Origin of the sequence: Rhodococcus sp. ABRD24, from assembly GCF_004328705.1 — a bacterium.
In the GTDB taxonomy this organism is placed as follows: Bacteria; Actinomycetota; Actinomycetes; order Mycobacteriales; family Mycobacteriaceae; genus Prescottella.
This window is the reverse complement of sequence record NZ_CP035319.1, coordinates 574,453-587,389: the sequence shown is the minus strand read 5'-3', so window position 1 is coordinate 587,389 and position 12,937 is coordinate 574,453. Positions and strand designations below refer to the sequence as shown.

General features: G+C 65.9%; 11 protein-coding genes and 1 riboswitch. Of the genes, 4 read left to right on the top strand and 7 right to left on the bottom strand.

Annotation, left to right across the window (positions count from 1 at the left end; genetic code table 11):
- Positions 1–65 precede the first annotated feature (65 nt).
- The 4 genes from ahpC to ERC79_RS02485 all read right to left on the bottom strand — a co-directional run bounded on the left by ahpC (position 66) and on the right by ERC79_RS02485 (position 3,408).
- Positions 66–629, bottom strand: coding sequence for an alkyl hydroperoxide reductase subunit C (ahpC, locus tag ERC79_RS02500; RefSeq protein WP_131575448.1), 564 nt, complete (start codon positions 627–629; stop codon positions 66–68).
- 368 nt (positions 630–997) lie between these two features.
- Complete coding sequence (locus ERC79_RS02495) at positions 998–1,669, bottom strand: VIT family protein (protein WP_242676835.1); 672 nt, start codon at positions 1,667–1,669, stop codon at positions 998–1,000.
- Positions 1,670–1,758: 89 nt separating this feature from the next.
- Entirely contained in the window at positions 1,759–1,947 is a 189-nt protein-coding gene (locus tag ERC79_RS02490) for a hypothetical protein (RefSeq protein WP_131575444.1), read from the bottom strand.
- Between the two features lie 27 nt (positions 1,948–1,974).
- On the bottom strand, positions 1,975–3,408 hold the full coding sequence (locus ERC79_RS02485; RefSeq protein ID WP_131575442.1) for a short-chain fatty acyl-CoA regulator family protein: 1,434 nt from the start codon (positions 3,406–3,408) through the stop codon (positions 1,975–1,977).
- Between the two features lie 236 nt (positions 3,409–3,644).
- Between ERC79_RS02485 and prpD the strand changes: the two genes are divergently transcribed.
- From prpD to ERC79_RS02470, 3 genes are read left to right on the top strand one after another with little or no spacing between them, the layout of a single operon-like run.
- Positions 3,645–5,147 (top strand): 2-methylcitrate dehydratase PrpD, encoded by a 1,503-nt coding sequence (gene prpD, locus ERC79_RS02480; RefSeq protein WP_131575440.1) that lies wholly within the window; start codon positions 3,645–3,647, stop codon positions 5,145–5,147.
- Position 5,148: 1 nt separating this feature from the next.
- Entirely contained in the window at positions 5,149–6,111 is a 963-nt protein-coding gene (prpB, locus tag ERC79_RS02475) for a methylisocitrate lyase (RefSeq protein WP_131575438.1), read from the top strand.
- Positions 6,108–7,229: a bifunctional 2-methylcitrate synthase/citrate synthase gene (locus ERC79_RS02470; protein WP_131575436.1), complete on the top strand. Its 1,122-nt coding sequence runs from the start codon at positions 6,108–6,110 to the stop codon at positions 7,227–7,229. Before prpB ends, ERC79_RS02470 begins: the two co-directional genes overlap by 4 nt.
- Before the next feature lie 757 nt (positions 7,230–7,986).
- Here ERC79_RS02470 and metE read toward each other — a convergent pair.
- Both metE and ERC79_RS02460 read right to left on the bottom strand, forming a co-directional pair.
- Positions 7,987–10,248: a 5-methyltetrahydropteroyltriglutamate--homocysteine S-methyltransferase gene (gene metE, locus ERC79_RS02465; RefSeq protein ID WP_131575434.1), complete on the bottom strand. Its 2,262-nt coding sequence runs from the start codon at positions 10,246–10,248 to the stop codon at positions 7,987–7,989.
- A gap of 138 nt (positions 10,249–10,386) precedes the next feature.
- Positions 10,387–10,595, bottom strand: a riboswitch (cobalamin riboswitch).
- 74 nt (positions 10,596–10,669) lie between these two features.
- Positions 10,670–10,897: a hypothetical protein gene (locus tag ERC79_RS02460; RefSeq protein ID WP_131575432.1), complete on the bottom strand. Its 228-nt coding sequence runs from the start codon at positions 10,895–10,897 to the stop codon at positions 10,670–10,672.
- Positions 10,898–10,919: 22 nt separating this feature from the next.
- Between ERC79_RS02460 and ERC79_RS02455 the strand changes: the two genes are divergently transcribed.
- Positions 10,920–11,960: a cobalamin biosynthesis protein gene (locus tag ERC79_RS02455; protein WP_242676727.1), complete on the top strand. Its 1,041-nt coding sequence runs from the start codon at positions 10,920–10,922 to the stop codon at positions 11,958–11,960.
- 2 nt (positions 11,961–11,962) lie between these two features.
- Here ERC79_RS02455 and ERC79_RS02450 read toward each other — a convergent pair whose 3' ends face one another.
- Positions 11,963–12,910, bottom strand: coding sequence for an SURF1 family protein (locus ERC79_RS02450; protein ID WP_131575428.1), 948 nt, complete (start codon positions 12,908–12,910; stop codon positions 11,963–11,965).
- Positions 12,911–12,937: the final 27 nt, after the last annotated feature.

Sequence of the window (12,937 nt, the reverse complement as noted above, 5' to 3'; positions counted from 1 at the left end):
CGCGGGCCCGGAACGTCCGGGCCCGCGCCGCCCGAAGCGACTTACGTCAGCTGAAGTGACTTACGTCAGATCTTGCCGACGAGGTCCAGCGACGGAGCGAGGGTCTCCTCGCCCTCTTCCCACTTGGCGGGGCAGACCTCGCCCGGGTGTGACCGGACGTACTGAGCGGCCTTGACCTTGCGCAGCAGCTCGGCAGCGTTGCGGCCGATGCCCTCCGCAGTGACCTCCATGAACTGGATGACGCCGTCGGGGTCGACGAGGAAGGTGCCGCGGTCGGCCAGGCCCTGGTTCTCGCGAAGCACCTCGAAGTTGGTGCTGATCTCGAGGGTCGGGTCGCCGATCATCGCGTACCGGATCTTGCCGATCGTGGCCGAGGAGTCGTGCCACGCCTTGTGCGTGAAGTGGGTGTCGGTGGACACCGAGAAGACCTCGACACCGAGACGCTGCAGCTCGTCGTAGTGATCGGCGAGGTCACCGAGCTCCGTCGGGCAGACGAAGGTGAAGTCGGCCGGGTAGAAGAAGAAGATCGCCCACTTGCCCGTGATGTCGTCGGAGGACACGTCGATGAACGCGCCATCCTTGTACGCGGTCGCGGTGAAGGGCTTGATCTGCTTGTTGATCAGGGCCATGTGAACCTCTGTTCGGTCGAAGTTGGGTACCAGACGTTCGATAGGTTAGCTATCAAGCACTGAATAGGTCCAATCTATGAAAGCTATCGATTAAATACTCTTTACCTATAACTACGTTTCAGGTGAGGTTTCGTTCGCCGAAACTGCGTCGCAGAGGTGTTCAAGTACACAGCCGGACTCCAGAAACTAGCGGCTGCCTGTGCTTTCGGTCGAGGCCTGTGCTTCCGCTACGCGCCGTCCGAAGGCGGCAGAGATTCCCCGAGTGCGAGAATTGTCGAGACTGTTTGCAGGACAGGGTGTCTGGGGTGATCGACCACAGAAGTGGCCGTCGGTCGCGCCTGAATCATGATTGCGCCCCACAGCGAGGCTCAGATGCCTGCCACGCCGAGCAATTGCCCGATGCCGTAGGTAACCGCCATTGCCAGCGCACCGCCGGTGACGACGCGGATCACGGCGCGCGATCTCTTGGCGCCGCCGAGCCGGGCACTGAGGCTGCCGGTGATGGCCAGTGCGGCGAGCATCGCCACGAACGTGACCGGGATTCGGGCGCTCGCGGGGGGAAGGAGGATGGCCAGCATCGGCAGTATCGCTCCGACCGTGAACGCGATTGCGGAGGCGAACGCCGCATGCCATGGATTGGTGAGGTCGTTGGGGTCGATGCCCAGCTCGACCTCCGCGTGCGCCGCGAACGCGTCGTGCTCGGTGAGTTCCTCGGCGACGGTGCGTGCGGTCGCGGGGGACAGGCCCTTCGCCTCGTACAGGGACGCCAGTTCCTCGAGCTCGGCGTCGGGAATGGTGGCCAGCTCGTGCCGCTCCTTGGCCAGCAGTGCTCGTTCGGTGTCGCGCTGGGTGCTGACGGATACGTACTCGCCCAATGCCATCGACACCGCGCCGGCGGCGAGGCCTGCGAGGCCGGCTGTGAGGATCGGGCCCCGGTCGGTAGTGGCGGCGGCGACGCCGACAACCAGGCCGGCAACCGAGACGATGCCATCGTTCGCGCCGAGAACTCCGGCACGAAGCCAGTTGAGCCGCGACGACAGCCCGGCGGCGTGGGGTTCGGCTGCGTGCGCGCCGTTCGCGGTCTCGGTGCTTGGTGACTTTTGATCATCGTCCACAGTCCGCAACAGTATTACCGCGTGGCAAGTGCCACCAGCAATGCAAGGCTGCCCGAAGTCTCCGCGCTCGATTCCGCCTCGAGTGCGTGTGTGGACCCGCGGATGGTGGGTAGCCCACCGGCCGAGGGGGTAGGGGAGACGCCGGACGACCAGTGGGTCAGCTGGTCGGACAGTTCGGCGTGGATCTGTATCGAAGTGTTCAACCGGTCGGGTCAGTGCAGTCGTATGCCCTATGTGCTCGGACGTCGAGGCGGGTACGGAAGTCTGCTGCTGAAGTCGATGTCGGCGCGGATAGGGCGGCCGATCTGGGGAAATGCGCGCTGCGCGCAGTCGGTGCGTTCGCAGATCTTGCATCCGGAACCGATCGGGACGGGCGACATCTGTTCGTCGAGGCGCAGTCCCCGCGAGTAGACGAGTCGATCGGCGTGGGTGATGTCGCAGCCGAGTCCGACAGCGAAGCTGCGTTCCGGGACGCCGTAGGGGCGGGCTTCGTCGTCGGTGGTGCGGACGATCCACAGGTAGGTACGGCCGTCTGGCATCTGGGCCACCTGGGTGAGGATTCGGCCGGGCGTGCTGAATGCGTCGTGCACGACCCACAGTGGGCAGCTGCCGCCCACCCGGGAGAAGTGGAATGCTGTGGCGGACTGCCGCTTCGAGATGTTGCCGGCACGGTCGGTGCGTACGAAGAAGAACGGCACGCCCCGCCGGGTGCGGCGCTGCATCGTGGAGAGGCGGTGACAGACCGTCTCGAACCCGACCTCGAACTGCAGCGTCAGCATCTCGATGTCGTAATTCAGAGACTCTGCGGCATCGTGGAACTGGGTATACGGCAGTAGCAAGGCGCCGGCGAAGTAGTTCGCCAGGCCGATCTTCGCCAGCTCGCGGGCGTTCTCACTGAGCGTGGTCGCCGCGTCCACCTGCTGTTCGATGATTGCCGACTGGGTGAGAAAGGCCAGCTGCGTGGCGATCTGGAAGGCACGCTGTCCCGGTGACAGATGCCTCGACAGAGTGAGGATGCGGTCGTTCGGGTCGTACACGCGCTTGGGGCCGGGTAGGTCGGGCGGATCGGTGCGCAGGCGGACGACGATGTCGTGTTCGGACTCGAGCAGTGCCGTCAGCTGCGTGTCGAGCGATCCGATGCGTAGACCGCTCTCGACGAACAGTCGCTCTGCGGCGTCGTCGAGTTCGGCGATGTGATTGTGTTTGTCGTAGAAGAAGTCTCGGACCTCTTCGAACGGCATCGGGATCGACGGATCGGTCGCTCCATCGGCTGGGCCGGCGAGGTGTGCGCTGTACTGCTCGAGCTGTTCCGTCGCAGCGACGAGCCGGCGGTGCACGTTGACGAGGGTGTTGCCGATCTCCGGCATCCGGGCGACGAACTCTTCGATGAGGGTTGGACTCGGTGCGGCGACACCGACGGCGGTGAGGACGTCGTGGAGATCGGCCGCGAGACGGGCGTCCTCCTCGGCGGCGAAGAACTGCGCGTCGAGGTTGAAGGTTGTGTTGAGTTTGAGCAGGACGGGCACTGTCAACGGGCGCTGATCGTTTTCGAGCTGGTTCATGTAGCTCGCGGACAGATCGAGGACCCGCGCCAACTCGAGCTGGGTGAGTCCGCGTTCCTCGCGCAATCGTCGCAGTCGGGGGCCACCGTAGATCTTCTGCATCTTCGCATCCCTTCGGCTCGTACTCCCGCGCTGTGCACTGTTCACTCAAACACGATCATCAAGATTCGCACCATTTGCAAATATGCCCGATTCACACCGCAAAACTACGCATATTCAGTAGCTTCTCGAGCCTCTGGGACGTGCATATGCTGCAACTATCGACACGTCGTGCGCCTTGGGCTCACGGGCGCAAACTCAGCAGCCGACTCGGCAGCACCACCGAAGGACACACCAAGTTGAAGACGTACTCCGTTCGCACCCGCCGCTCCGCCGACCAGTTCCCCAAGAGCGAGCATCTCGCGTGGAAGGTCGCCGAGGTCGCCACCGATCCGGTGGAGGTACCTGCCGACGCGGCGGAGATGATCGTCAACCGGATCATCGACAACGCGGCCGTTGCGGCGGCCTCGGTGACCCGTCGCCCGGTCGCGAACGCCCGCACCCAGGCGCTGGCTCATCCGTACAGCCCGGGTTCGACGGTCTTCGGCGTGGGTGGCGGCTACTCGCCCGAGTGGGCGGCGTGGGCCAACGGCGTCGCGGTGCGTGAGCTCGACTTCCATGACACGTTCCTGGCCGCCGAGTACTCGCATCCGGGCGACAACATTCCGTCGATCCTCGCGGTCGCCCAGCACACCGGCCGCGGTGGCGCCGATCTGATCCGGGGCCTGGCCACCGGCTACGAGGTTCAGGTGGATCTGGTGCGTGCAATCTGCCTGCACGAGCACAAGATCGACCACGTCGCTCACCTCGGCCCGTCCGCTGCCGCCGGCATCGGCACGCTCCTGGACCTCGACACAGAGACGGTCTACCAGGCGATCGGTCAGGCGCTGCACACCACCACCGCGACGCGTCAGTCCCGCAAGGGCGAGATTTCGAGCTGGAAGGCCTACGCACCGGCGTTCGCAGGCAAGATGGCAGTCGAGGCTGTGGACCGCGCGATGCGCGGGGAGGGTGCACCGTCCCCGATCTGGGAGGGCGAGGACGGTGTGATCGCGTGGCTGCTCGGCGGACCCGACGCGGAATACGCTGTGTCACTGCCGACTCCAGGAGAAGCGAAGCGCGCGATCCTTGACACCTACACCAAGGAGCATTCGGCCGAGTACCAGAGCCAGGCGCCGATCGACCTGGCCCGCCGAATGCGCGAGCGGATCGGTGACTTGGACCAGATCGCGTCGATCGTCCTGCACACCAGCCACCACACCCACGTCGTGATCGGCACCGGCTCGAACGATCCGCAGAAGTTCGATCCGAACGCCAGCCGCGAGACCCTAGACCACTCGGTGATGTACATCTTCGCCGTTGCGCTGCAGGACGGTACGTGGCACCACGAGCGCTCGTACGCTCCGGAGCGCGCGCAGCGCCCGGACACCATCGAGCTGTGGAAGAAGATCTCCACCGCCGAGGATCCCGAGTGGACGCGCCGTTACCACTCGACCGACCCGGACGAGAAGGCGTTCGGTGCCCGCGCCGAGGTCACGCTGCGCAGCGGCGAGGTCATCGTCGACGAACTCGCGATCGCCGACGCACACCCGCTCGGCGCCCGGCCCTTCGCCCGCGAACAGTACATCGCGAAGTTTCGCGCGCTCGCCGAGGGTGTAATCGAGCCGGCCGAGCAGGACCGGTTCCTCGAAGCCGCACAACGCACCCCGGAACTGAAGGCCGGCGAGCTGAACCAGCTCACGTTCTCCGTCTCCGACGACGTCCTCGCGCGCTCGCCCGAGTCGCCGAAGGGACTGTTCTGACATGACCGGTCTCATCGCCGCCAGCACCTCGGCCGCCGACAAGCGTGTCGCGTTCCGTGCCGGCCTCACCTCCGGGAAGATCCAGCGCCTGCCCGGCGCGATCAACCCGTTGACCGCCAAGCTGATCCAGGCGATCGGGTTCGAGGGCGTGTACATCTCGGGCGGCGCGTTCTCCGCCGGGCTCGGCCTGCCCGACATCGGACTGACCACGCTCACCGAGGTAGTCGCGCACAGCCGCCAGATCGCCGGTGTCACCGACCTGCCCGTCCTCATCGACGCCGACACAGGTTTCGGTGAGCCAATGTCGGCAGCACGCACCGTCCTCGCCGCCGAGGACGCCGGCATCGCCGGCCTGCACCTCGAAGACCAGGTCAACCCGAAGCGCTGCGGCCACCTCGACGGCAAGGCGATCGTGCCCACCGACGAGATGGTCCGTCGCCTGCGCGCCGCCGTCACGGCCCGACGTGACCCGAACTTCGTGATCTGCGCCCGCACCGACGCCGCCGGCATCGGTGACATGGCCGCCTCCGGCCGCGGTGACATGGCCGCCTCCGGCAAGGTGGGCATCGACGCCGCGATCGAGCGAGCCAAGGCCTACGCGGACGCCGGCGCCGACCTGATCTTCACCGAGGCCCTGCACACTGAGGCAGACTTCGCGAAGTTCCGTGCCGCCGTGGATATCCCGCTGCTCGCGAACATGACCGAGTTCGGTAAGTCCCAGCTGATCCCCGCGCAGACCCTCGAGGACATCGGCTACAACGCGGTGATCTACCCGGTCACCACCCTGCGGCTGGCGATGGGCGCCATCGAACGCGGCCTGCGCGAGATCCACGCGACCGGCACGCAGGAGGGGCAGCTCGACCAGATGCAGACCCGCTCACGGCTGTACGAACTGCTCGAGTACGAGCGCTACAACGAATTCGATTCCGGAGTCTTCAATTTCACGCTCGGAGGGAACCAATGACGAATGCAGTCCCGACGATCTACAAAGGCCTGGCCGGTGTTGTCGTCGACACCACCGCGATCTCCAAGGTTGTACCCGAGACGAACTCGCTGACCTACCGTGGCTACGCGGTCCAGGACCTGGCGGCCAACTGCAGCTTCGAGCAGGTCGCGTACCTCCTGTGGAACGGTGAGCTGCCCACCGATGCCCAGCTCGAGCTGTTCTGCCAGCGCGAGCGTGCCAGTCGGCGTGCCGACCGTTCGCTGCTCTCGCTGGTGGCGAAGCTGCCGGACAACTGCCACCCGATGGATGTGGTCCGCACCGCGATCAGCTTCCTCGGGGCCGAGGACCCGGAAGAGTGGGACAACTCCCCGAAGGCCAATCGAGAGAAGGCGCTTCGCATGATGGCGGTGCTGCCGACCATCGTCGCGGCCGATCATCGCCGTCGCCGCGGGCTCGATCCGATCGCCCCGCACAGCCATCTCGGATTCGCCGAGAACTTCCTGGGCATGTGCTTCGGCGAGATCCCGGATCGGGAGATCGTCAGGGCGTTCGAGGTATCGCTGATCCTGTACGCGGAGCACAGCTTCAACGCGTCGACCTTCGCCGCTCGCGTGGTCACCTCGACGCTGTCGGACATCTACAGCGCCGTCACCGCGGCGATCGGCACCCTCAAGGGTCCGCTGCACGGCGGCGCCAACGAGGCGGTCATGCACGACATGCTCGAGATCGGCGAACCCGAGCGCGCCGAGGTTTGGATGAAGGACAAGTTGGCCCGCAAGGACAAGGTCATGGGCTTCGGTCACCGCGTGTACAAGAACGGCGACTCGCGTGTCCCGACGATGCGGAAGGCGTTCTTCGACGTCGCCGCACAGACCGGCGGCGATAAGTGGGTCCGGATCTACGAGATCCTCGAGCGGACCATGAACGAGGCCACCGGCATCAAGCCCAATCTCGACTTTCCCACCGGGCCCGCGTACTACCTGATGGGCTTCGACGTCGAGGTCTTCACCCCCATCTTCGTGATGAGCCGCATCACCGGATGGACCGCGCACATCATCGAACAGGGCGAATCCAATGCCTTGATCCGACCGCTCAGTGAGTACACCGGCGTGCCGCAACGCTCGGTGGTGGCCTGAGCCCACGATCAGCGCCCCGGGGCCTGGTCATTGGCATCACCGGCTCCTGCACCCCGGGGCGCCCCCTTTTCTGAATCTCCCGGACCTCCTGAATCTCCCGGACCCGCGCTGAAGTCTCGGTGCGGGTCGCAGTGTTGCCTTGGCGCCGTGGGCGCGGAGCGCGGCAGGTCGAACGCAACGATCTCCTGGTGGTCATCAAGTGACCCGGTCGACGCGTATGACGAGTTGAATCGACGCAGAGGCAACAGGAACGTCTGAACCAATCGGCGAGAACACGCCGAGTGAGATGTGCCGATCTTCGCGAATGGTACTCGACCAAGGCCAAGACAGCTCCGGCCAGTGAACGTGCCGAACAGGTTTGCGCAGTTCTCGAATGCGCGCGAATGAAGCCTCAAAACTACTCTTAAACAATGCATTTCGTCTTGCCTGCAATATGGGTAGCGTCTACGAAAGACGCACGCCACGCTTGTGCATTCCCAACTCGTTGAGGACACCATGACAACGATCGCGATGTCGACCGAACCTCATACCGCGACCAGCAACCTGATCGTCGAGAAGGTGGACACGGTTACCACAGTCACCTTCGATCGACCCGAGAAGCTCAATGCCCTGACACCTGAGATGTACGCTGGCATCCTTACAGAAGGAACGAGCACAATGGTCGGGCAGTTGAGTCGGCGAGGAACGACCAAAGCGGTGCCGAAGCTCGCAGGGCTGTGGCCCCGCACCAGATCGGTGCGGTGCCACAGCCTTCGGATCAGAGGTCCGCGCGAACCCGCTTCGCGGCGTCCACCATGTTGCGCAGCGACGCCTCGACCTCGGTGCGACCGCGGGTCTTGAGACCACAGTCGGGATTGACCCACAAGCGCTCAGCGGGGACGGCTTTCAGCGCTTCATGCAGCGACGTGACGATCTCCTCGACGTTCGGAACGCGGGGAGAATGGATGTCGTAGACACCCGGACCGACACCCAGATCGAACCCGACGGCGTTGAGATCGTCGAGCACCTCCATGTGTGAGCGTGCCGCCTCGATCGAGGTCACATCCGCATCGAGGTTCGCGATCGCATCGATCACCTCACCGAACTCCGAATAGCACAGATGGGTGTGGATCTGCGTCGAGTCCGCGACACCGGATGTCGAGAGTCGGAACGATCCGACAGCCCAGTCCAGGTAGGCAGGCTGCTCCGCAGCGCGCAGCGGGAGCAGCTCACGCAGTGCGGGCTCGTCGACCTGCACGATACGGATACCGGCGCCCTGCAGATCGACGGTCTCGTCGCGGATGGCCAGGGCAACCTGATTCGCGGACTCGGCCAGGGGCTGATCGTCACGCACGAACGACCACGCCAGGATCGTCACCGGGCCGGTGAGCATGCCCTTGACCGGGCGGTTCGTCAGCGATTGTGCGTAGGTGATCCAGTCGACGGTCATGGCGGCGGGCCGGCGGACGTCGCCGTAGAGGATCGGTGGTCGCACGCAGCGGCTGCCGTAGGACTGCACCCAGCCGTTGCTGGTGGCGAAGAACCCGTCCAGCTGCTCGGCGAAGTATTGGACCATGTCGTTCCGTTCGGGCTCACCGTGCACCAGGACGTCGATCCCCAGCTCTTCCTGCAGGGCCACGACGTCGGCGATCTCGGCGCGCATGCGATCGAGGTATTCCGCCTCAGTGATCTCGCCCTTACGCAGGGCCGCGCGCGCGACGCGGATCTCCGTCGTCTGCGGATACGAGCCGATCGTCGTGGTCGGCAGCAACGGCAGGTCCAGCCCGGTCTGGGCCCTACGACGCTGATCGGCCGGTGACCGGCCCGGATCGGAAGCCAGGATCGACTCGAGGCGGTCGCGGACGGTGCCGTCGTGCAGGCGCGGATCGGTGGCCCGCGTCGATCGTGCCGCTCGATCGGCCGCGAGGCAGCCTTCCACCGTTTCCCGGCCCTGTGTCAGTGCGGTGGCGAGGGTCACCACCTCCTGGACCTTTTCCGACCCGAAAGCCAGCCACGACCGCAGAGCGGCGTCGAGGTTCTTCTCCGCATCGAGCGTGTAGGGCACATGCAGGAGCGAGCACGAAGTCGACACTGCCAGCGACCCAGTGCTCCCGACGAGGGTGCCCAGGGTGGTCAAAGCCTGGTCGAGGTTGGTGCGCCAGATGTTTCGGCCGTCGACGACACCGGCAACAAGGTGCTTGCGGGCCAGTTCGGGGATTGCGGCAGGAGCATCGGCTCTGGCAACGAAGTCGACGGCAAGTCCCTCGACATCGGTCGCCGCGAGTGCGGGCAGGGCCTCGCCGAGGATGCCGAAGTACGAGGCCACCAGGATGGCAGGACGTCGCGGAACGGCGGCGAGATGGTCGTAAACCTGCTTGGCGACGGCGATCTCGCCGGCGGTTCGGTCTGCGACCAGTGCTGGTTCGTCGATCTGCACCCACTCCGCTCCACCGCTCTGGAGCTGCCCGAGAAGTTCGGCGTAGAGCGGCAAGAGCTCGTCTATCCGATCGAGCAGCGGCGCATCGGAGCCGACTGCCTTCGACAGCAGCAAGAATGTGACCGGGCCGATGATCACGGGCCGCGCAGGCACGCCGAGTTCGAGTGCCTCACCGAGTTCGGAGATCACCTTCGATGCATCGAGGGAAAACGATGTCGACGGGGTGATCTCCGGAACCAGGTAGTGGTAGTTGGTGTCGAACCACTTCGTCATCTCCAGCGGCGTCACGCTGACGGTTCCGCGAGCTGCGGCGAAGTACCGATCGAGACCGTTGGTGATGGTCGCGACTCGCTCCGGGAGGGCGCCGAGCATCACGGCGGTGTCGAGCATCTGGTCGTAGTACGAGAACGTGTTGATCGGGATCGAATCCAGGCCGGCGTCGCGGAGCTCGGTCCACGTCTGTCGGCGCAGGGCCGCACCGACCTCGGCCAGCGCATCGGCGTCGGTACGGCCGGCCCAGTAGGCCTCGACGGCCTTCTTGAGTTCGCGGTTGGGACCGATACGAGGTGAGCCCAGTACGGTCGCGGTGAAAGGGGTAGTCACGGTATGTCTCCAGTTACCTACGCAGGATGGACCACCACCGGCAGAACGAGTACACCCCTCGAAGCCCCGAAGACGCGTATGGCTTTGACACGAGCGGGTCTACACGCCCATTCCCCGAGGCGGCGGACCGTCGGGCACGGCGCACCCGACGCAGCAGGCAGGTCTTCGGACTCGTGGGCGCCCTGTGCTGACACCGGATCTACTGGCCGTCGCTTCCCAGGCTCGAGGCCCAGTGCTGATGACGGCGGTCGTTCCCACTCACCGCTGCGGGACAGTCCCGGACTCCCACCGGGTTCCCTCTTCGCATGCTCAGTCCAAGGACAAGGACATGCTTTGACACCGACACCGGTCTTCGGGGCTCCTCACGACCAATGCAGGCGAACCAACTGCACCCGACATACTATCGGTTTGCACAGGCGCCTTACACAGGTGCGCTGACCTGTTCTGCTTGTTCGTCATTGCTTGGCCTCGAGTGATCGCGTCGGTGCAGTGACCGGGACGACTCGGCGAGGAGTTTGCCGAGTAGGCGGTAGATCGACGAGAACCCGATGTCCGTCCACTGCCGTATGCCGCGCGCGTCGATGACCTTCTCCAGGTCGAAACCGTGCCGCGGCTGTTCGGCCAGCAGACCCGTGGGTTGCCGAGGCATCAGGGTTGATAGGAATACCATCGTGCTTCGCAAATCCCGTTGGGTTGTTCCCGTCCGCCGTTCGCGCCCCACCGCGCGTGCTGCCGGTCTACTGCTCGGCTACGCCGCCGACCGCCTGTTCGCTGACCCGAAGAGATGGCATCCGGTGGCCGGATTCGGTTTGGCTGCAATGAGATTGGAACAGAGGACCTACGCCGACAGTCGACTGTCCGGTGCGGCGCACGTCGTGGTCCTGGTAGGCGCGACAGCGGCGGGCGGAGCGATCGCTCAGCGCCTCGGTGCGCGCTGCGGCTGGGCCGGGGAGGCCGCGGTGACCGCCGCGGCGACGTGGACCGTGCTGGGAGGCACGTCGTTGGCGGGTGCCGGACGCACCATGGCCCGGCACCTGGAGGCCGACGACATGGCGGCTGCCCGCGCGCTGCTGCCGTCGCTGTGCGGTCGTGATCCGAGCGTTCTCGACGCGGACGGCATCGCTCGCGCCACCTTGGAATCGGTCGCCGAGAACACCTCCGATGCGGCCGTGGGCGCGCTCTTCTGGGGTGCGGTGGCGGGCGTGCCCGGTTTGCTCGCGTATCGCGCATCGAACACGCTCGACGCGATGATCGGCTACCGCTCGGCCAAGTACAACCGGTTCGGGTGGGCGGCCGCCCGCTGGGACGACCTGGTGAACTTCGTCCCGGCCCGTCTCACCGGTGTGCTCACTGTCGCGGCGGCACCGACCGCGGGTGGGTCCGCGAGCGGGGCCGTATCGGCGTGGTGGCGCGATGCGTCGAATCATCCGAGCCCCAACGCGGGGGTGGCGGAAGCATCCACCGCCGGCGCTCTGGGCATTCAGCTCGGCGGGCGAACCGAGTACGCGCACGGCATCGAGATGCGCCCGACGCTCGGCTCGGGACCGGCTCCCGACGTCGCCGATCTCGAGCGCGCCGCCCGTTTGTCGTCGATCGTCCAGGCGGGCGCGGCCGTCACTGCGGCAGTCCTGGCTCTGGCCGTCGGCCGTCGCCGCCGATACCCGCGAGGGGTCGGCGGCTTCGCGCGTTGGTGCGGAGGGCTGCTTCCGTGAGGTCAGCGCTGCTTGCCGTACCGGTCGGCCATCTTGGCCTCCGACGCCGTCAGCGGCGCCGCGGGAGCAGGATCCTTCTTGCGCAGTCCGCGGCGGCGAGCCGGCAACTCGAACTCGTCGACGGGACTGTCGGTGGTGACCGTCGGCTCCGGCGCTACAGGGACAATCGTCGCGGTGGCCGGTTCCGGGGCGGGAAGTTCGGATGCGGACTGCTTCGCCTTGCGCCGCTCGCGCAGCTCTGCGCGGACGAAATACGCCAAGCCGAGCGGTGCCATGATGCCGAACGCCAGCCACTGCAGCCCGTAGGACAGATAGGGCCCGGCGTCGAGTTGCGGCAGCGGGATGGTGCCGAGGCCGCCCGGCTGGGCGTCGTCGAGCTGTAGGTAGCCGTTGATCAGGTCGGTGCCGATGAACTGCCCGATCTGGCCCGAGTCGATGAAGTAGACCTGTCTGGTTCCGGATTCGCTGATCGGCTCCTTGCCGGGAACCGTGACCTCCGACATCCGGATGCGGCCCTCCACCGTGACCTCTCCGGCTGGGGGCGCCGGAATCGGTGGTGGCCGGGTGCCCTCGAGCGGGCGCACGAAACCGCGATTGACGAGCAGGGTTTCGCCGCCGGTGAGGCGCATCGGCGTGAGCACCTCGTATGCCGGGGCCTCCTGTACCGACCGGAGCCTGACCAGCAGATCGCTGTCGGGTACGTAGGTGCCGGTCGCGAGGACCTTGCGCCACTCGTCGTCCTCGGCCGGACCGGTACCACCGATCAGTGTGTCGATCGACACCGCGTCGGCATTGATGGACTGCTCGAGCAGGCCGTTGCGCTCCTCGGTCTTGGTGTTCTTGCCGAGCTGCCACGGCGCCAGGACGGTGAAACACATGAAGGCGAAACCGGCCACCACGGCTGCCAATGCCAGCCAGCCGGGTCGCAGCAGAAACTTGAGCCTTCGCACGTCTCCCACGGTACTGGCTCGCGCAGC